This is a genomic window from Streptosporangium becharense (genome assembly GCF_014204985.1).
Taxonomy (GTDB): Bacteria; Actinomycetota; Actinomycetes; order Streptosporangiales; family Streptosporangiaceae; genus Streptosporangium; species Streptosporangium becharense.
The window spans coordinates 2,163,902-2,182,306 of sequence record NZ_JACHMP010000001.1 but is presented as its reverse complement, the minus strand read 5'-3'; the positions used below and the strand labels follow the sequence as shown (position 1 = coordinate 2,182,306).

The following is an 18,405-nucleotide window of genomic DNA, read 5'->3' as shown; positions in this document are numbered from 1 at the left end:
GCGGGGTCACACATCTCCCGGCGCCTGCTCCTCCTGCCACTCCCCGGCCGTCGAGGCGCCGAACCGGTCGGCGGGGACGTAGCCGGTGTGCGCCGGCTGCCGGCCGACCGGAGTCCCGGCGCCGCTCCATGAGTCCCGGCGCCGCTCCATGAGTCCCGGCGCCGGGCCGCGGTTCTCAGTCGAACCCAACCCGGCCGCAAGTCTCAGCCACCATAATTGTGATCTCAATGTGAATATCGTTAATGAGGTGACATGAACGGATTCAAGGGACTGTCCGCGCTGGCGGGGTCCCTGCTGGCCGCCCTGCTCCTGGTGCAGGCGGCACCCGCCGCGGCGTCCGCCGAGTCGGCCGCGGGATCGGCCGCCGCGCGGCCGAAGGTGGCCGTGACGGTCAAGGCGACCCCGGCCAAGCACGCCGGTGAGTGCCCGGTGAACGTGACCTTCACCGCGAAGATCAAGGTGGACCGGCCCACCAAGGTGGCCTACCGCTGGCTCCGGGGCGACGGCTCCAAGAGCCCGGTCAAGGTCGTCTCGGTCAAGAAGACCAAGACCCTCAAGGACCGCGCCACCTTCAAGGGCACCCTGAAGGGCTGGCAGTCCTTCGAGATCCTGGAGCCGCGCCACGTCGTGGCGAAGAAGGCCCGTTTCGCGGTCTCCTGCACGGCTGCCGGTGACGGCGGCGACAACGGGAACGGCGGCGACAACGGCGAGGCGGTCCCGCCGGGGGACTCCTCGGCTCCGGCGCCCGAGGGCTCCGGCGGCCAGCAGGGCGGTCAGGGCACCGAGTGACACCGGCTCCGGCCCGCGCCGCCCGCTGACGCGGCGGCCGGATCCGCCGAGCCTCCGGCCCCGGCCCGTTCACGGGCCGGGGCCGGCTCGTCTCCGCACCGCCCCGGCGGCCGGGCCTCCGCCCGGACTCCGCTCGCGGGACCCCGTCCGCACGGCCCCGCCCGGCCCGTCGGGACTCCGCGCCGGTCCCGCTGGGACTCCGCGCCGGGACGCCGGGGCTCCGCGCCGGCCCGCCGGGTGCCGTCAGCGGCTCGGACGCCGGTCGCAGGCGGTGAGCATGGCGGCCAGGCCGAGCAGTTTCACGCGTTCGCCGCGGCCGAGGGACCCGGCCAGCTCCGCCTCGGCGGCCTCGATGGACAGCCACTGCTCGTAGGTGACGGGGGTGACGCCCCGCGCGGCGAGGATGTCGTCCAGGTCCGCGTGGCGCACCGGTTCACGACCGGCGAGGTCGGCCAGCAGGGTGCGGACCGTCTCGGCGGCGTCGGACTTGTTGGTGCCGATCACACCGGTCGGGCCGCGTTTCAGCCAGCCCGCCACGTACTCGCGGTCGCGCACCCGGCCCGCCTCGTTCGGCACCGTCATGGTCGAGGTGGAGAAGGGGACGCCGGGCAGGGGAACGCTCCGGTAGCCGACCGAGCGCAGCACCATGCCGACCGGCAGGGTCTCGAACTCGCCGGTGCCCGTGACCCGGCCGTCCACCAGGCGGGTGCGTTCGAGCCGGATCGCCTCCACCCGGCGGTCACCGAGGATCTCCACCGGCCGCATCCAGAACCGCATCTCCACCCGGCGGGGCCGGTCCGTCACCCCTCGCGCGGCCCAGCTGCGCAGCACCTCCACGTTCCCGCGCACCTGCCGCGACGCCGCCGTGACGTCCGCCGCGCACTCCTCGGGCCGCACGCGCACGTCCGCGTTGGGCAGCTCGCCCAGCTCGCGCAGCTCCTTCAGGGTGAACTTGGCGTGCTCCGGGCCCCGGCGGCCGATCATGTGGATGCGCCTGACCCGGCTGGCCGCCAGCCGGGTCAGCACCTCCTCGGGCACGTCCGTGGAGCGCAGCTCGTCGGCGGTCTTGGCGAGGACGCGCACCACGTCGACCGCCACGTTGCCCACGCCGACCACCGCGACCTCGGGGCTGTCGAGGACGAAACGGTCGGCGGGCACGTCGGGGTGGCCGCAGTACCAGTTGACGAAGTCGGTGGCGGCGACGCTGCCCGGCAGGTCCTCGCCGGGGATGTCCATCCGCCGGTCCACCATCGCGCCGGTGCAGTAGACCACGGCGTCGTAGCAGGCCAGCAGGTCCGCGGCGTCGACGTGCCTGCCGAACTCGACGCCGCCGAGGAAGCGCACGGCCGGCAGCTCCAGCACACCGCGCAGATAGCCCGCTATCGACTTGATCGAGGTGTGGTCGGGGGCCACGCCGTAGCGCACCAGCCCGTACGGGGTCGGCAGCCGCTCCAGCACGTCCACCGTGACGGGCTCGGCGGCCTGCTTCATCAGCGCCTCGGCCGTGTACAGCCCGGCAGGCCCCGACCCCACAACCGCGACTCGCAGTGACACGTCGCCTCCCCGGCGCTGGCTGTCAAGAAGGTGATTCTTCATCACGGCGCCCCACCCGGCCAGCCCCTATCCCCGCCCGGCCGACCCCTACCCGGCAGGCGTCCGGGCACGCAGGGCACGTTTGTCGATCTTCCCGTTGGCGTTGACGGGCAGCGCGTCCACCACGATCACCCGCCGGGGCACCTTGTAGTTCGACATGGTGGCGCGGGCCCAGGCGATGATCGCGTCCGGGTCGGCGGCGGTGCCCCGCCGCGGCACCACGAACGCCCAGCCGACCTCGCCCAGCCTCGGGTCCGGCACCCCGACCACCGCGACCTGGGCCAGCGAGCCCTCGCGCAGCAGCAGCCCCTCCACCTCGGCGGGGGAGACGTTGAACCCGCCGGTGATGAACAGCTCCTTCTTGCGGTCCACGATCGACAGGTCACCGCGCGGCCCGAGGGTGCCGATGTCGCCGGTGTGCAGCCAGCCGTCCCTGATCACCTCGGCCGTCCTGCCGGGCTCGCCCCAGTAGCCGCGCATGACGCCGTACCCGCGGACCAGGATCTCCCCGCGCTCTCCGGCGGGCAGGTCGCGGCCGTCCTCGCCGACGATCCTGACCTCCATTCCGGGCACCGGGCGGCCGGCGCTGGAGGCGATCACCTCGACGGGGTCGCCGGCCCTGGTCATGGAGACGACCGTGCCCTCCATCAGCCCGTACGCGTTGATCACCCGCTCCAGTCCGAGCCGATCCGTCAGCCTGCGGACCAGCTCCGGAGGCACGGAGGCGGCGCCGCAGATCGCCACGCGCAGCGCGTGCCCGTCGAGCTCCGCCTCCTCCAGCAGCCGGTGGAACAGCGTCGGGGGGCCGGCCAGGACCGTGACCCCCCGGTCGCGGATCAGGCCGGCCAGGGACTCGGCATCGAAGACCCGGACCGGCGTCATCGTGGCCCGGCGCATCACCGAGGCCAGCAGGCCGGCGTTGAGGCCGAAGCCGTGCGCGAACGGCGCGATCACCGGGTAGCGGTCGCCGGGGCCGAGCGTGACGATCTCCGCCCAGTCCCAGTACGCGCGCAGGACGGGCGAGTGCTCCAGCATCACGCCCTTGGGCGTCCCGGTCGTGCCCGAGGTCGAGATGATCTCGCACAGGTCGTCCGGCCGCACGGCCAGCGCGCGCTCCTCGGCCTCGGCGCGACCGACCCGCGAGGAGGCCGCCAGCAGCTGTGCGGGCCGCGACGCGCCGGGGTGGTCCACCCCCTGCGGCACGATCACGTGCCGCAGGTCCGGCAGGCCGGCGAAGGGCCGCCCCGGGGCCGGTCCGCCCGCCGCCCCGCCCAGCAGCCCGGCCAGGACCACGCCGTCGTGGCCGTGACCGGTGATCAGCACGCTCGTCCCGGTCGAGCGGAGCACCTCGGCGGCCTCGACGCCCTTGAACCGGGACGACAGCGGTACGAGCACCGCCCCGGCGTCCCAGACGCCGAACGCGCCGACCACCCAGTCGACGTCGTTCGGCCCCCAGACCGCCACCCGGTCGCCTGGCCGCACGCCCAGCGCGATCAGGCCCCGGGCGACGTCACCGGCCCGGGAGCGCAGGCCGGCGAGGCTCAGCCGTACCGGACCCTCGGTGCCCTCGGTCACCACGATGTCGCAGGGATGCCCGTCGGCCAGGTCCCGCAGCATCCGGGGAACGGTCCGCCAGTCCGGTACTTCCATGCCGTCGCGCCTTTCGGGGGTCAGCGGGCGGTAGCGGTGCGGTCCCTGCCCAGGTGGTGGCCGCGCGCGTCGTTCACCACGCCTGGGAAGCCGGTCTCCGAGACCTGCTCGGAGATCTCCACGGTGATCGTCACCGGGGTGACGGCCCTGAGCGACTGCTCGATGCGCGACCTCCACATGGGGTTGCCGACGAGGCTCCTCCGGTTGAACGTCACCGTCAGGGTCGCCGCGTCGAGAGTGCCCCGCCGGGAGAGGCCCAGCTCCCATCCGGAGACGCCGTCCACCCGCTCCAGCGCTCGCTGGATCCGCGCCAGCGACAGCCACACCCCGCGCACCAGCACGTGGTCGCCGACGGTGTGCCCGGGGGCCGGGATCGCGTCGCCGCCCGGGGTCCGGACCACCTGCCCGGTCCGCACCGCCGTCCCCGGCTCCGCGCCGGCCACGACGATCTCGGCCGGGCCCGCGGCGTACGGCGGGAGGAGCAGCTCGTCCTTCCCGAGCGGGGCCAGCCGCACCGAGCCGGGGGCGAGAAGGGTGAGCGGCGCCGACTCGGCGGACCGCCAGCCCAGCGGGACCCCGGTGAACGGTGAGGAGTACACCTCGGTCACCTTCGCCGCGAACTCCGCCGCCAGGTGCGGCATCGTCCGCCGCGAGGCGATCTCACCGGTCAGGACGATGTGCCGCAGGCCCAGGTCCAGCGGGTCGAGCAGGAACTCCAGGTGCAGGCGGGCCAGCAGGTCCATGGCGCCGGTCGGCGTGATCACCAGTGTGGTCGCCCCCAGCGTCTCCAGCGCGTGGTGGAGCCTGAGCCGGCCCCGCGGGCCGAGCGAGGCGCCCGCCTGGGCCACCTCGGCCGCGGCCCGTGCCCACCGGGGCCCGGCCAGCTCGCCGTCGCCGGACAGGGCCGCCACCACCCGGTCGCGCCCGTCCACGCCCGCCGCCCGCAGCGCGGCGGCGCAGGCGGCCACCGGCTCCGCCGGGTCGCCCTCGGGGACGACGCTTCCGCAGTCGGGGGAGACCAGCAGCAGGCCGGTCGCGGCGCGGCCCGCGCCGGCGAGGTCGTCCCTGGTCAGCCAGGCCGACGGCCACCCGCCCCGTTCCGGCCCCGGGGAGGGCGGGGAGGGGGTCAACCGGCCACTCCCGTCATGAACAGTCTCATCGACTCGCAGACGTGCTCGTGCGCCAGCCCGCCCACCTGCGCCTGGAGGATCAGGTCCGTGGCCCCCGCCTCGGCGACACGGGCCGCGGCCTTGCGTGAGCCCTCCACGTCGTCGATCACCACCATGTGGTGCTCGCGCAGGACGGCCATGGCCTCCTCGGGAGGCATCCCGGCGGCGAGCTGGCCCAGGACCTTGTGGGTGGCGTGCCGGGCGTCGTAGTAGCCGGGCGGGGTGACCAGGTTGACCTGGCGCCGGATGTACCACAGGACCGGGTCGGCGGCGATCTCGAAGGCCTGTTCCCGGCTGGGTGCGACGAACCACGGGATCATCAGCGCGACCCGGCGGCTGTCCGGGTCGAAGCCGTTGTCGGCCAGGCACCGCCGGTAGCCGGCGATGTCCTCGGCGACGTCGTCGATGCCCTTGAGCATCGTCATGCCGAGCAGGTTGTGACCGTGCCTGGCGGCGGCGAGGTAGCCCTCCAGCGAGGTGGAGGCCACCCACACGGGCGGGTGCGGCACCTGGACCGGCCGGGGGTAGACCGCGACGCCGGGGATCTCGAAGTACTCGTTGGAGCGGCTGACCGGCTCACCGTCGGCGTTCCAGATGGCCAGGGTGGCCTCCAGGGAGTCCTCCCAGATCTGCCGCGACCTCTCGAAGGGCCGCCGGAACGCCTGGTACTCCAGCGGGGAGGCGCCCCGGCCGGTGCCGAACTCCACCCGGCCGCCCGAGACGACGTCGAGGGTGGCGACGCGCTCGGCCGTGCGGACGGGCGACTGGAAGGGCAGCAGCACCACGCCCAGGCCGAGGCGGATCCGCTCGGTGCGCTGGGAGAGGGCGGCGAGCACCAGGTCGGGGGCGGAGGAGTGGGAGAAGCCCCGGGTGAAGTGGTGCTCGACGAACCAGGCGGTGTCGAAGCCCAGCCGGTCGCCGAGGACCACCTGGTCGATCACGTTGCGGAACGCCCGCTGTTCGACCTCGCGGGATCGGCCGCGGACCTCCAGCTCGTATCCCAGGCTGATCCGTAGGGACGCCATCCACGCCTCCGCTGTCTTCCGTCCGGTCCCCGAGAGGCTCCTATTTAACCAAGCGCTCGCTTGGCGAGATTACCAGCCGGGTGGGGCGGCAACAAGCCGACCGTCCGCGCCGGTACCGAACCAGGGCTTGCGGGGACAAGTCCGGCGGCTCACAGTTGGTTCTCGTGAGTTCAGGGGCGGAGAAGCGGCGAAAAGCGGGTGCGCGGCGCCCGAAGGATGGCACGCTCCCAGACATGAGGGGACCGCACCGGGCAGGCCGCCTCGGTCCGCCGGACGACGGCCAGCCGTCCTGCGGGCGCCGCTACGAGGCGTTCGGGCGGGTGATGGCCGCACTCGCCGGCGAGTCCGAGCTCATGGAGTCCTGCCACGACCTGACCTGGCGGCGCGGCACGGACCACAGCTGGCACATCCGGTGGCGCGACGGGCCCCGGGCGGCGGAGATCGCCGCGGTCCTGACCGCGCACGTGCCCGACTCCGCCTGTCCCGGGTCGTCGGTCGTTCCCGCCGGTCCCGTCACCGCCGGGACCGCCACCCTCGACGTCATGGGCGTGCTGTTCGTCCTGCGCTCGGTCGACCCGGTGAGCCGCGAGCGTTTCCGGGGCAGGCCGGGGCTGCGCCGCCTCGACGAGGCTCTCGACACCACCCGCCGGACCGCCCGCCGCCACCCCTGGGAGGTCCTCCTCGGCGGCTGACCCCGCCCGGAGCCGGGCCTCGGCCGCGGGCCCGCCCGTCGGGGTCACGGGGCCCGTCTGTGGTGCTCTGGGGCCCGCCCGCCGGGCCTGCGGGAGAGGGGGCGGACGGTCCCGGGGAAATTCCGTCGATCTCTGGCGGGATTCGCCGAAGCGCTCTCCGGAAGAGGTTCGGCCAAGCGCTCGCTTTCTCTAGAACATTTGCACCATTTTAGGCATTATCGCAGGTCAGATATACTCCACATGGCCACGAGCAATTGTGATCGGGGGATCAGTGGCTTTGGTGGAACCGAATTACGCATTCGACTTCGCGGCGGGAGACCGCCGGGACCGTGCGATTTTGCGGCACATGGTCCTGTCGCTCTTCGTGGGGATGGCACTGGGCGTCCTGGGGGCTCTGCTGGTCTACGGGCCGAGCCTGCCGCACGCCCTCTACGACCCGTACGCGTACGTCGTGCTGGCGATCGTCGTGGGATGGACCGCGGCCGGGTTCGGCTGGGCGGTCCTGTCCAGCACCCTGGCCACCTTCGGGTCGGTGATCTCGCTCATGGCCGCCTCGATCTTCGAGGTGGGCGCCGGGTTCCCCAGCCTCGGCACCGACGGCGCCGCGACGAACCTGATGATCTTCACGATCGCCTCGATAGGCGTGCTCTCCTACCTCGCCAAGCGCGAGGACCTGTGGGGCGACCTCGCGGCCGGCGCGGCGGCCGGGCTCGCCGTGCTCGACGGCCTCGACAAGTCGCTGCCGGGGGGGCCGGACCACGTGCCCGGATTCTGGCCGTGGGGGACCCTCACCGTGTCCGTGCTCGGGCTGGGCACGATCCTCACGCTCCGCCGCGGACGCCGCCGCATCTGTTCCGCGCTGGTCGCCCTGGCCATCGCGTCCTCGTATTTCGTGTTCGTCGCCGGACTGTGAGGGGCCGATGGCCGACAATCGGCTTGCGGGAGTCGATAGCCTGTAGAGCATCGTTCCCTGCTAGCGAGGAGTAGCCGTGCTGCTGCGCATGTCGTCGTTGTTTCTTCGAACGCTGAGGGACGACCCGGCAGACGCGGAAGTCCCGAGCCACAAGCTGCTCGTCCGCGCCGGTTACGTCCGCCGCGTCGCACCCGGGATCTACTCCTGGCTGCCGCTCGGCAAGACCGTGCTGGAGAACGTCACCCGCGTGGTCCGCGAGGAGATGGACCGCATGGGCGGGCAGGAGGTGCTCTTCCCCGCCCTGCTGCCGCGCGAGTACTACGAGGCGACCGGCCGCTGGACCGAGTACGGCGACACGCTCTTCCGCCTCAAGGACCGCAAGGGCGCCGACTACCTGCTCGGCCCGACCCACGAGGAACTGTTCACCGACATGGTGAAGGGGGAGTACTCCTCTTACAAGGATTACCCGGTCACCCTGTACCAGATCCAGACGAAATACCGCGACGAGGCCCGCCCCCGGGCGGGCATCCTGCGTGGTCGAGAGTTCGTCATGAAGGACTCCTACTCCTTCGACCTCGACGACGACGGGCTCAAGCGCTCCTACGAGCGGCACCGCGAGACCTACATCAGGATCTTCGACCGGCTCGGCATCTCCTACAAGATCTGCTTCGCCACCTCCGGCGCGATGGGCGGCTCCGCCTCCGAGGAGTTCCTGGCCCCCGCACCCACCGGCGAGGACACCTTCGTGGCCTGCCACCACTGCGGGTACGCCGCCAACGCCGAGGCCGTCGTCACCCCCGCCCCGGAGGCGGTCACCGGCGAGCGTCCCGCCATGCGGGTGCTCGACACCCCGGACACCCCGACCATCGAGACACTGGTCGCCCACGTCAACGAGCACCACGGACTCGGCGTCACCGCGGCCCAGACGCTCAAGAACGTCGTCGTCAAGGTGACCCTCCCCGGTTCGGACAAGGCCGAGACCCTGGTCGTCGGCGTGCCCGGAGACCGCGAGGTCGACTTCAAGCGCCTGGAGGCGTCGCTGGCGCCCGGCGAGCCCGCCATCTTCGAGGCCGAGGACTTCGCCAGGCACCCCGGCCTGGTCCGCGGCTACATCGGCCCCCAGGTGCTCAAGGAGCTCGGCATCCGCTATCTCGTCGACCCCCGCGTGGTCGACGGCACCGCGTGGGTGACCGGCGCCAACGAGCCCGGCAAGCACGCCGCCGACGTCGTCGCGGGCCGTGACTTCGTCCCCGACGGCACCATCGAGGCCGCCGAGGTCCGCGCCGGCGACGCCTGCCCGGTCTGCGGCTCCGCCCTGTCCATCGACCGCGGCATCGAGATCGGCCACATCTTCCAGCTCGGCCGCAAGTACGCCGACGCCGCCCGGCTCGACGCCCTCGGCCCCGACGGCAAGCCGATCCGCGTCACCATGGGCTCCTACGGGGTCGGCGTCTCCCGCGCGGTGGCCGTGCTGGCCGAGCAGCGGCACGACGAGCTGGGCCTGCTGTGGCCCCGTGAGATCGCTCCGGCCGACGTGCACATCGTGGGCACCGGCAAGGACGGTCAGATCGAGGCCGCGACCCGGATCGCCGAGGAGCTCCAGGCGCGTGGCCTGCGCGTCCTGCTCGACGACCGCCCCGCGGTCTCCCCCGGTGTGAAGTTCAAGGACGCGGAGCTGCTCGGCATGCCGACCATCCTGATCGTCGGCCGCGGCCTCGCCCAGGGCGTCGCCGAGCTGCGCGACCGCGCCACCGGCGTCAAGGAGGAGATCCCGCTCGCCGAGGCCGCCGACCGGGTGACGGCCGCCTGCCGGGCCTGACCCGCCGCGCCGGGAGGCCGCACGACGGCCGGCCGTGGGCGTAGGAAGGTGCGGCGGCCGGCCGTGGACGCGGAAAGGTCATGACGGGAGCGGCCCGTCCCCGACGGTGAATTCCGGGGGACGGGCCGCTCCTCGCCGTTCCAGGGGCCGCGCGGGCCGCGTCAGTAGTGGCCGCGGTACCGGGAACGCCTGCCGATCGCCTTGCCCACGTGGAAGCCGCCGGGCAGGTTGACGGTCACGTACTTGCGGCCGTCGGGGGTTCTGGAGACGTGGAAGCGGCGGTTGCCGAAGCTGTGGCCGACTCCTCGCGGAGACAGGTCGATGCGGAAGGGGCCGATCTTTATTGACTTCCGGTATCCCCAGCCCATGTTCTTCTCCCGAAAACTCGACGTGTCATGAAAACGAACGCCGTGAGGGAATGGTTCCGGATCGAGCCCGGCCGGCGCGGAAACCCCTCCCACGGCCCGGGGAGGACGCCGGGACGGGGTGGGCGCCGAGGACGCGGGCACGGCGCCGGGCCGGGGCGGTCGCCGGAGGCACCGGCGCGGGAGTCAGGACGGGGTGGTCGCAGACGTCGGCGTGGGGGCGGGCGTCGGCGTGGGCGCCGCCCGGGGCATGCCGGGGAAGGCGTCGATCTCCGGCCGCAGCTCGTACGCGCGGACGACGCACTCCTGCATGGCCAGCGCGGCCAGCTCGCGCACGGCGGCGTCCGCGGAGGCCGTCAGCTCCAGGTAGGCGGCGGTCACCCCGCGCTCGACCAGCACGGCCAGCTCGACCGCCTGGGTCTCGCCCGTCGGCGTGACCGGCAGCCGGTAGACCGCCGTCGGTTCGGCGGGTGTGCCGCCCGCAGCGATGATCATCTCGCGGAGCCGGTCGCGGCGGGCGCGGTGGGCGTTGAACGCGGCCGTCGCCGTGACACGCAACCGGCCCGTGGTCCTGGCCGCGATCACCCCGTACGCGTAGACGGCCGCGTGCTCGGCGGCCAGAGCCGTGTCGAGCCCGCCGGCGGCGCTCACAGCGACCTCGACAGGGCCAGCGCGTGCGCGGCCTCACAGGCGCCGATGGAGGCGATCAGCTGGGCCAGCGCGGGGGAGACCCCAGCCAGCTGGCGCGGGCGCAGCGCCGCGGCCTTACGCTCCAGGTCCCGCAGGGTGCGCACCGTCGGCCTGCGGTTCCGGGACGGTGACGGGGTGGGCACCGCGGAGGCCGGCGCGGCCCCGGAGGGTGCGGGGGCGGTCGCGGCGTCCGGCGGCAGGCGGCGGCGGAGCTCGGCCAGGTGGGCCTCGTGCCGCTGCCTGAAGGGTGTGAGGCGGTCGGAGCCGGCCGAGGCGTACAGGGCGACGGTCCGCTCCTTGGCCGCGATCAGCTCCCTGACGAGGAGGGTCTCCGGGTCGGGCGGCTTGGCGGCGAGGCGCACCGGCTTCTCCTCGGCGCACCCCGCCAGCGTCACGGTGGTCACCCCGAGTGCGCCGCCCCGCAACAGGGCACGCCGGGAGACGGAACGCACGGACGACCTCCGGTCATGTGTCGGGCAGCTGGCGCATCTAGCATCGTACGGGGTTGGCATAATCGCACTCACCACGCTTCTCGGGCGGCGTCGCCACACCGAGTGGCGCCGTTTCTACGCCCTGGTGTGGATAGGCTGGTTATCCGCTTGGGCGAGGTCCGCCCGGCTGAGATCGTGACAATGGGAGGCCGGCATGGGCAACGCCACATCCCGCGACCGCCTGATGAAGCTTCTGGAACCCGTCGTCGGAGCCGAAGGGCTCGACTTGGAGGACGTCACGGTCACCCCCGCGGGTAAGCGGCGCCTGCTGCGCGTCGTCGTCGACCGTGACGGCGGGGTGAGCCTGGACGACGTCGCCCAGGTCAGCCACGCCGTGTCCGCCAGACTGGACGCCGACGACGCCATGGGCAACGCCCCGTACGTGCTGGAGGTCTCCTCCCCCGGGGTCGACCGGCCGCTCACCGAGCCGCGCCACTGGCGCCGCGCAGTGCGGAGGCTGGTCAAGGCCGACCTACGGGACGGCACGACAGTGGAGGGACGGATCGCCGCCACCGACGACGCGGGCGTGGAGCTGGACGTCGACGGCACGCGGCGCCGTATCGAATATCAGGACCTGACCCGAGGACGGGTGCAGGTGGAGTTCCGCCGGTTCGATGACGCCGAAGACGACGGCGAAGACGGCGACGAGGGCTAAGGGGGAGCCTTGTGGACATCGACATGAGCGTCCTGCGTAGCCTGGAGCGGGAGAAGGACATCTCCTTCGACCTGGTCGTCAAGGCGATCGAGGACGCACTGCTGATCGCGTACTTCCGGAGTGAGGGTGCGGCGCCCAAGGCGCGGGCCGAGCTCGACCGCACCTCCGGGCACGTGACCATCTTCGCCGCCGAGATCGACGCCGAGAGCGGGGAGGTGCTCAGGGAGTTCGACGACACCCCGGGCAACTTCAGCCGCATCGCCGCGACCACCGCCAAGCAGGTCATCCTGCAGCAGCTCCGCGACGCCGAGGACGAGATCAACTTCGGCGAGTTCGCCAGCCGCGAGGGCGAGCTGGTGGCGGGCGTCATCCAGCAGGGCAAGGACCCCCGGGTGGTCCTGGTCGACCTGGGCAAGATCGAGGCCGTGCTGCCGCACAGTGAGCAGGTCCCCGGGGAGGAGTACGTCCACGGCGACCGCATCCGCTGTTACGTGGTCCAGGTCAAGAAGGGGCACAAGGGTCCCTCGGTGACCCTGTCGCGCACCCACCCCGGGCTGGTCAAGAAGCTGTTCGCGCTGGAGGTCCCGGAGATCGCCGACGGCACCGTCGAGATCGCCGCGGTCGCCCGCGAGGCCGGTCACCGCACCAAGCTCGCGGTCCGCTCGCGCCGGCCCGGCGTGAACGCCAAGGGTGCCTGCATCGGCCCGATGGGCTCGCGGGTGCGCAACGTGATGAACGAGCTGCACGGTGAGAAGATCGACATCATCGACTGGTCGGAGAATCCCGCGGAGTTCGTGGGGAATGCCCTGTCGCCCGCGCGCGTTTCCCACGTAGAGGTGATCGACTACGAAGGCCGCGCCGCGCGCGTGACCGTGCCGGACTACCAGCTCTCCCTGGCCATCGGCAAGGAGGGGCAGAACGCCCGGCTGGCCGCTCGCCTCACCGGTTGGCGCATCGACATCCGTCCGGACACCCAACCGGGGGATGCGACCGGTTCCGTAGATGCGCCCACGCGGTAAGCTGGAATATGGTGGCCAGGCTGCCCCACAAAGAACCTGCGTGGGGTGCCGGGTTCGCACGGTTTCCTCCGAGCTGCTCCGTCTGGTGATGGTCGAGGGCGTTATCGTCCCCGACCTGCGGCGACGGCTCCAGGGGCGTGGTGCTTCACTGCATCCCACCCTGAGCTGTCTCCACCTCGCAGAGCGTCGCCGGGCGTTTCCGCGCGCTTTCCGCGTCGCGGGACCGCTCGACCTGTCGCTCGTGCGGGGTCATCTGGAAGGGCTATCGGCCGAAAGGATCGGGTGAAGTGGTTACCGACTGTCATGTAGGACGCCGAATTGATGGGCTGGTCAGATAGCTATGAGCGCCTGATGAGCATGCGGCGATGAGTACGTCAACGTAACGACGGTCCGGTGGCACCGCCTCCCGGGCCGAGACAAGGGAGTGCAGTGGCGAAGGTCCGGGTATACGAGCTCGCCAAGGAGTTCGGTGTGGAGAGCAAGGTCGTCATGGCCAAGCTCCAGGAGATGGGCGAGTTCGTGCGTTCGGCGTCCTCGACTATCGAAGCGCCGGTGGTCCGCAGGCTCACGGAAGCTTTGGGCGGCCCCACCAAGGGTTCGTCCGACAGGGGCAGAGGCCCCAGGCCGCCGCAGGCGGCCCCTCGGCCGGAAGGCCAAGCAGGCAACGGCGCTTCGACGCCGACCTCCATCCCCAAACCGGGCCCCAGGCCCGGCCCGCGTCCGGGTCCCGTCCCGGCGCGTCCCGCAGCGCCTGCGCCGCAGGCCCCGCCGGCCGCGGCCCAGCCGCCGCAGCCCCAGCAGCCGCCGCAGCCTCAGCCGCCGCGGCAGCCCTCGCCGGTCCAGCCGCCCAGGTTCGAGGCTCCTCGCACCGACGCCGGCCGCCCGGCCGCCGGTCCCAAGCCGGGCCCCAGGCCCGGTCCGCGTCCCGGCCCGGCCCCGCGTCCCGACGCGCGTCCGGCCGGCGGCGCCGGAGCCCCCTCGGGCCAGCGTCCCGGCGCGGGTGCCCCCGGTGCGGGTGCTCCCAAGCCCGGTCCGCGTCCCGGCCCCCGTGGCCCGCGTCCCGGCAACAACCCGTTCTCGTCGAACGCCAGCGGCATGGGCCAGTCCCGTCCGCCGCGTCCGGGCGGTCCCGGCCGCGACGGCGGCCCCGGCGACCGTGGCGACCGCGGTCCGCGTCCCGGCCCCCGGGAAGACCGTCCCGGCCGCGACCAGGGTCGTGACAGCGCCGGTCCCCGTCCGCCGGCCGGTCGCTCCGGCGCGCCCGGCGCCGCCGGTCCGCGTCCCGGCCCGCCTTCGGGCGGCCCGCGTCCCGGTGGCGGTCCCGGCGGTCCCGGCGGTCCCCGTCCCGGTGGCCCGCGTCCCAGCCCGATGATGATGCCGCAGGGCCGTCCCTCCGCTCCCGGTGGCGGCGGTCCGCGTCCTGGTGGCGGCGCGGGTCGTCCCGGTGGCGGCGCGGGTCGTCCCGGCGGCGGTGCCGGTCGTCCCGGCGGCGGCGGTTTCGCCGGCCGTCCGGGTGGCGGCGGCGGTGCCGGTCGTCCCGGCACCGGCACCGGCGCTCCCGGTGGCGGCGGCGGCGGTTTCGCCGGTCGTCCCGGCGGCGGCGGCGGACGTGGCCGCGGCGGCGGCACCGCGGGTGCCTTCGGCCGTCCCGGCGGGCGGCCGACCCGTGGTCGCAAGTCCAAGCGCCAGCGGCGCCAGGAGTTCGACAACATGCAGGCGCCGTCGATCGGCGGCGTGCAGGTTCCCCGCGGCAACGGCCAGACGATCCGCCTGTCGCGCGGCGCCTCGCTGTCCGACTTCGCCGACAAGATCGGCGCGAACCCGGCGTCCCTGGTGCAGGTCATGCTGCACCTGGGCGAGATGGTGACCGCCACCCAGTCGGTCAACGAGGAGACCCTCCAGCTCCTGGCCGCCGAGCTCGACTACAACCTCCTCGTGGTCAGCCCCGAGGAGGAGGACCGCGAGCTCCTGGAGTCCTTCGACATCGAGTTCGGTGAGGACGAGGGCGACGAGGGCGACCTGGTCGCGCGGCCGCCGGTGGTGACCGTCATGGGTCACGTCGACCACGGTAAGACCAAGCTGCTCGACGCCATCCGTCAGACCAACGTGGTGGCCCGCGAGGCCGGTGGCATCACCCAGCACATCGGTGCCTACCAGATCGCCACCGACCACGAGGGCGAGGAGCGCCGGATCACCTTCATCGACACCCCGGGTCACGAGGCGTTCACCGCCATGCGTGCCCGCGGTGCCAAGGTGACCGACATCGCCATCCTGGTGGTCGCGGCGGACGACGGCGTGAAGCCGCAGACGATCGAGGCGCTGAACCACGCCCAGGCGGCCGACGTGCCGATCGTGGTCGCGGTCAACAAGGTCGACAAGGAGGGCGCCGACCCGAGCAAGGTCCGGGCCCAGCTGACCGAGTACGGCCTGGTCGCCGAGGAGTACGGCGGCACCACGATGTTCGTCGACATCTCCGCGAAGAACGGCACCGGCATCGACAGCCTGCTCGAGGCCATCCTGCTCACCGCGGACGCCGAGCTCGACCTGCGGGCGAACCCGACGATGGACGCCCAGGGCGTCGCCATCGAGGCCCACCTCGACAAGGGCCGCGGCCCGGTGGCGACCGTGCTGGTCCAGCGCGGCACGCTCCGCGTCGGCGACTCCATCGTCTGTGGCGAGGCCTTCGGCCGCGTCCGGGCGATGCTGGACGACAACGGCGACTCGATCGAGGAAGCCGACCCGTCGCGTCCGGTGCTGGTCCTCGGTCTGACCGCGGTGCCCGGTGCCGGTGACAACTTCATCGTGGTCACCGACGACCGGATGGCGCGTCAGATCGCCCAGCAGCGGGCGGCCCGCAAGCGCATCGCCGACATGGCCAAGTCCGGCCGCCGGCGCACCCTCGAAGAGCTCTTCAGCGAGATGGAGAAGGGCCAGGTCGACGAGCTCAAGCTCATCATCAAGGGTGACGTCTCCGGCTCGGTCGAGGCTCTGGAGGACGCGCTGCTCAAGATCGACGTCGGTGACGAGGTGCGCCTGCGGGTGCTCCACCGCGCCGTCGGTGCGATCACCGAGTACGACGTCAACCTGGCGGTCGCCGACGACAACGCCGTCATCATCGGCTTCAACGTGCGTCCCGAGGTCCGGGCGCGCGACCTGGCCGAGCGCGAGGGCGTCGACATCCGCTACTACTCGGTCATCTACCAGGCGATCGAGGAGATCGAGGCGGCCCTCAAGGGCATGCTCAAGCCGGAGTTCGAAGAGGTCCAGATGGGCACCGCCGAAGTCCGCGAGGTCTTCAAGGTGCCGAAGATCGGCAACATCGCCGGTGCGCTGGTCCGCTCGGGCACGATCGTCCGCAACAGCAAGGCCCGTCTCATCCGCGGCGGCGTCGTCATCTCCGACAACCTCACCGTGTCCTCGCTGCGCCGTTTCAAGGACGACGCGACCGAGGTCCGGGAGGGCTTCGAGTGCGGTATCGGTGTCGGTTACAACGACATCAAGATCGATGACGTCATCGAGACCTTCGAGATGCGGGAGAAGCCGCGCGTCTGATGCCCCCGGCGAACGCGGTGGCCCGTTCCGCCGATCGCGTCCCACCCCTGGCGGGTGGGACGCGACCGGCGGGCGGCCCCGCACCCTCCCGTGGCACGGTGACACCCGTGGCGAGTGACCCACCATGTATGTAGGTGCTCTGACATTGGACATCCTGCTCGGCGACGTCCGTTCGCTGAAGCAGAAACGCTCGGTGGTGCGGCCCATAGTCGCCGAGGTGCAGCGGAGGTTCCCGGCCGTGGCCGTCGCCGAGACCGGCCACCTCGACCTGCACCGTCGCGCTGAGATCGGGATCGCGGTCGTCTCGGCCACCGCCGCCAACTGCGGCGAGGTGATGGACGACTGCGAACGCCTGGTCGCCTTCCACCCGGAGATCGAGCTGCTGTCGGCCAGGCAGCGGCTCTACAACGACGAGGACTAGATTCGGGAACGGCCGGACGCGCAAGCACGCCGCAGCGCCCGGCCGTGCCCGTGAGAAGGGGGGAGCCAAGATGGACGCCGCACGCGCACGCAAGATCGCCGACCGGATCCGCCAGGTCGTGGCCGAGATGCTGGAACGCCGGATCAAGGATCCCAGGCTCGGGTTCGTGACCGTCACGGACGCGCGGATCACCAACGACCTGAGCGACGCCACGGTGTTCTACACCGTGTTCGGCTCCGAGGCCGAGCGGGCCGATTCCGCCGCCGCGCTGGAGAGCGCCAAGGGGCTCATCCGCTCGGAGGTGGGCCGGCAGACCGGTCTGCGCCACACCCCGACGCTGACGTTCACCCACGACCCGATCCCCGAGAGCGCCCGTCACCTCAACGACCTGTTCGCCGAGGCCAGGGCGAGGGACGCCGAGATCGCCAAGCGTGCCGAGAGCGCGCGGCACGCCGGTGACGCCGACCCGTACCGCAAGCCGGAGGATCGCGGCGAGGCCGGGGACGACGAGGACGAACCTTCGGAACGAGCGGGATACCCGGCGACGTGACGTCCGACCCGCGTAACGGCGGCCCGGTCTCCGCACGCGACTGGGACAGGGCCGTCGAGCTCATCTCGTCCGCCGACGAGATCGCACTCGCCTGCCACGTCTCGCCCGACGGCGACGCGCTCGGTTCGGCGCTCGCGGTCGGGCTCGCGCTGCGCGCGGCGGGCAAGCGGGTCGCGGTCTCCTTCGGAGAGCGTCGCTTCCGGGTGCCCCGGCTGCTGCGTTTCCTGCCCGGCCAGGAGTTGCTGGCCGAGCCCGCCGACTATCCCGCGGCCCCGGAGGTCATGGTCACCTTCGATGTGCCGACCGTGGAGCGCCTCGGCACGCTCACCGACACCACGTACAAGGCGCGTGAGCTGATCGTGGTGGACCACCACCCGTCCAACACCGGGTTCGGCACGGTCAACCTGGTCGACCCGGGGGCGGCGGCCACCGCCGTGCTCGCCGAGGAGCTGATCGACCGGCTCGGTCTGCCGGTCGACAAGGCCATCGCGACCTGTCTCTACGTCGGTCTCGTCACCGACACCGGCTCGTTCAAGCACTCCTCGACCACCCCGCAGGCGCACGCCATGGCCGCCCGGCTGGTGGCCACCGGGCTCAACCCCGAGGAGATCGCCCGCGAGCTCTGGGACCGGTCCCCGTTCGGTTACCTCAAGGTGCTCGGCGCCGTCCTCGGCAGGGTGCGGCTGGAGCCGGAGGTGGGCGGCGGACTGGTCTGGACGTACGTCACCCGGGCCGACCGGGCCGCGCACGGGCTGCCCTACGACGAGATCGAGGGGATCATCGACGTGGTCCGGCGTACCGACGAGGCGGACGTCACCGCCGTCCTCAAGGAGGACGACGACGGGCTCTGGCAGGTATCCACCCGCTCCAAGGGCGGGGTGGACGTCTCGCGCGTCTGCGCCGTGCTGGGCGGCGGCGGCCACGCCAAGGCCGCGGGTTTCACCTCCCGTCTGCCCCTGGAGGAGACGATCGCGAGTCTCCGGGCACTTCTGTAGACCTTCGAGCGCTCCCG

The 18,405-nt window shown here is 72.6% G+C and carries 19 protein-coding genes; 11 read left to right on the top strand and 8 right to left on the bottom strand.

Going from position 1 to position 18,405, the window contains the following annotated elements:
- Positions 1-6: 6 nt before the first annotated feature.
- Positions 7-189, bottom strand: a complete 183-nt coding sequence (locus F4562_RS09400) for a hypothetical protein (RefSeq protein WP_184542657.1) — start codon at positions 187-189, stop codon at positions 7-9.
- A gap of 63 nt (positions 190-252) precedes the next feature.
- Here F4562_RS09400 and F4562_RS09395 point away from each other — a divergent pair, with 63 nt between their 5' ends.
- The gene (locus F4562_RS09395) at positions 253-789 is read left to right on the top strand and encodes a hypothetical protein (protein WP_184542655.1); all 537 of its coding nucleotides are present in this window, start codon (positions 253-255) and stop codon (positions 787-789) included.
- A gap of 243 nt (positions 790-1,032) precedes the next feature.
- On the opposite strand, the gene F4562_RS09390 is transcribed toward F4562_RS09395, so the two are convergent.
- Genes F4562_RS09390 through F4562_RS09375 form a run of 4 tightly spaced genes read right to left on the bottom strand, consistent with a single transcriptional unit; the run spans position 1,033 to position 6,226 of the window.
- A complete protein-coding gene (locus F4562_RS09390) occupies positions 1,033-2,385 on the bottom strand; it encodes an FAD-dependent oxidoreductase (RefSeq protein ID WP_184542653.1) in 1,353 nt (450 codons plus the stop codon).
- Positions 2,386-2,430: 45 nt separating this feature from the next.
- Positions 2,431-4,032 (bottom strand): AMP-binding protein, encoded by a 1,602-nt coding sequence (locus F4562_RS09385; protein ID WP_184542652.1) that lies wholly within the window; start codon positions 4,030-4,032, stop codon positions 2,431-2,433.
- Between the two features lie 20 nt (positions 4,033-4,052).
- The gene (locus F4562_RS09380; RefSeq protein WP_246473393.1) at positions 4,053-5,162 is read right to left on the bottom strand and encodes a hypothetical protein; all 1,110 of its coding nucleotides are present in this window, start codon (positions 5,160-5,162) and stop codon (positions 4,053-4,055) included.
- Entirely contained in the window at positions 5,159-6,226 is a 1,068-nt protein-coding gene (locus tag F4562_RS09375) for an LLM class flavin-dependent oxidoreductase (protein WP_184542650.1), read from the bottom strand. The genes F4562_RS09380 and F4562_RS09375 overlap by 4 nt, the downstream gene beginning before the upstream one ends.
- Positions 6,227-6,459: 233 nt before the next feature.
- Here F4562_RS09375 and F4562_RS09370 point away from each other — a divergent pair, with 233 nt between their 5' ends.
- The 3 genes from F4562_RS09370 (at position 6,460) to F4562_RS09360 (ending at position 9,650) form a co-directional block, all read left to right on the top strand.
- Complete coding sequence (locus tag F4562_RS09370; protein WP_246473392.1) at positions 6,460-6,918, top strand: hypothetical protein; 459 nt, start codon at positions 6,460-6,462, stop codon at positions 6,916-6,918.
- A gap of 346 nt (positions 6,919-7,264) precedes the next feature.
- The gene (locus tag F4562_RS09365) at positions 7,265-7,831 is read left to right on the top strand and encodes a hypothetical protein (RefSeq protein WP_184542648.1); all 567 of its coding nucleotides are present in this window, start codon (positions 7,265-7,267) and stop codon (positions 7,829-7,831) included.
- A gap of 76 nt (positions 7,832-7,907) precedes the next feature.
- Positions 7,908-9,650: a proline--tRNA ligase gene (locus F4562_RS09360; RefSeq protein WP_184542646.1), complete on the top strand. Its 1,743-nt coding sequence runs from the start codon at positions 7,908-7,910 to the stop codon at positions 9,648-9,650.
- Positions 9,651-9,811: 161 nt separating this feature from the next.
- On the opposite strand, the gene F4562_RS09355 is transcribed toward F4562_RS09360, so the two are convergent.
- From F4562_RS09355 to F4562_RS09345, 3 genes are all read right to left on the bottom strand, one after another.
- The gene (locus F4562_RS09355) at positions 9,812-10,018 is read right to left on the bottom strand and encodes a DUF4236 domain-containing protein (RefSeq protein WP_184542644.1); all 207 of its coding nucleotides are present in this window, start codon (positions 10,016-10,018) and stop codon (positions 9,812-9,814) included.
- A 183-nt stretch (positions 10,019-10,201) separates the two neighbouring features.
- Positions 10,202-10,666, bottom strand: a complete 465-nt coding sequence (locus F4562_RS09350; protein ID WP_184542642.1) for a ferritin-like domain-containing protein — start codon at positions 10,664-10,666, stop codon at positions 10,202-10,204.
- Positions 10,663-11,157, bottom strand: coding sequence for a hypothetical protein (locus F4562_RS09345; protein ID WP_184542640.1), 495 nt, complete (start codon positions 11,155-11,157; stop codon positions 10,663-10,665). The genes F4562_RS09350 and F4562_RS09345 overlap by 4 nt, the downstream gene beginning before the upstream one ends.
- 193 nt (positions 11,158-11,350) lie before the next feature.
- Between F4562_RS09345 and rimP the strand changes: the two genes are divergently transcribed.
- The 7 genes from rimP (at position 11,351) to F4562_RS36260 (ending at position 18,388) form a co-directional block, all read left to right on the top strand.
- A complete protein-coding gene (gene rimP / locus F4562_RS09340; RefSeq protein WP_184542638.1) occupies positions 11,351-11,851 on the top strand; it encodes a ribosome maturation factor RimP in 501 nt (166 codons plus the stop codon).
- Positions 11,852-11,874: 23 nt separating this feature from the next.
- Entirely contained in the window at positions 11,875-12,870 is a 996-nt protein-coding gene (nusA, locus tag F4562_RS09335; RefSeq protein ID WP_221207107.1) for a transcription termination factor NusA, read from the top strand.
- Positions 12,854-13,156 carry a YlxR family protein gene (locus tag F4562_RS09330; RefSeq protein WP_184542634.1) on the top strand — a complete coding sequence of 101 codons (303 nt, stop codon included), beginning with the start codon at positions 12,854-12,856 and terminating at the stop codon, positions 13,154-13,156. Before nusA ends, F4562_RS09330 begins: the two co-directional genes overlap by 17 nt.
- A gap of 143 nt (positions 13,157-13,299) precedes the next feature.
- Complete coding sequence (infB, locus tag F4562_RS09325) at positions 13,300-16,422, top strand: translation initiation factor IF-2 (protein WP_184542632.1); 3,123 nt, start codon at positions 13,300-13,302, stop codon at positions 16,420-16,422.
- A gap of 124 nt (positions 16,423-16,546) precedes the next feature.
- The gene (locus F4562_RS09320) at positions 16,547-16,843 is read left to right on the top strand and encodes a DUF503 domain-containing protein (RefSeq protein ID WP_184542630.1); all 297 of its coding nucleotides are present in this window, start codon (positions 16,547-16,549) and stop codon (positions 16,841-16,843) included.
- A gap of 70 nt (positions 16,844-16,913) precedes the next feature.
- Complete coding sequence (gene rbfA, locus F4562_RS09315; protein ID WP_184542628.1) at positions 16,914-17,393, top strand: 30S ribosome-binding factor RbfA; 480 nt, start codon at positions 16,914-16,916, stop codon at positions 17,391-17,393.
- Positions 17,390-18,388, top strand: a complete 999-nt coding sequence (locus F4562_RS36260; protein WP_184542626.1) for a DHH family phosphoesterase — start codon at positions 17,390-17,392, stop codon at positions 18,386-18,388. Before rbfA ends, F4562_RS36260 begins: the two co-directional genes overlap by 4 nt.
- The last annotated feature ends 17 nt before the right edge of the window (positions 18,389-18,405 follow it).

Coding starts and splice junctions, on each gene's coding strand:
- F4562_RS09385 (WP_184542652.1), bottom strand. CDS start 4,032: ATGGAAGTACCGGACTGGCGGACCGTTCCCCGGATGCTGCGGGACCTG.
- F4562_RS09365 (WP_184542648.1), top strand. CDS start 7,265: ATGGTCCTGTCGCTCTTCGTGGGGATGGCACTGGGCGTCCTGGGGGCT.
- F4562_RS09320 (WP_184542630.1), top strand. CDS start 16,547: ATGTATGTAGGTGCTCTGACATTGGACATCCTGCTCGGCGACGTCCGT.
- F4562_RS09330 (WP_184542634.1), top strand. CDS start 12,854: ATGCGCCCACGCGGTAAGCTGGAATATGGTGGCCAGGCTGCCCCACAA.
- nusA (WP_221207107.1), top strand. CDS start 11,875: ATGAGCGTCCTGCGTAGCCTGGAGCGGGAGAAGGACATCTCCTTCGAC.
- rimP (WP_184542638.1), top strand. CDS start 11,351: ATGGGCAACGCCACATCCCGCGACCGCCTGATGAAGCTTCTGGAACCC.
- F4562_RS09390 (WP_184542653.1), bottom strand. CDS start 2,385: ATGAAGAATCACCTTCTTGACAGCCAGCGCCGGGGAGGCGACGTGTCA.
- F4562_RS09375 (WP_184542650.1), bottom strand. CDS start 6,226: ATGGCGTCCCTACGGATCAGCCTGGGATACGAGCTGGAGGTCCGCGGC.
- F4562_RS09355 (WP_184542644.1), bottom strand. CDS start 10,018: ATGGGCTGGGGATACCGGAAGTCAATAAAGATCGGCCCCTTCCGCATC.
- rbfA (WP_184542628.1), top strand. CDS start 16,914: ATGGACGCCGCACGCGCACGCAAGATCGCCGACCGGATCCGCCAGGTC.
- F4562_RS09395 (WP_184542655.1), top strand. CDS start 253: ATGAACGGATTCAAGGGACTGTCCGCGCTGGCGGGGTCCCTGCTGGCC.
- F4562_RS09370 (WP_246473392.1), top strand. CDS start 6,460: ATGAGGGGACCGCACCGGGCAGGCCGCCTCGGTCCGCCGGACGACGGC.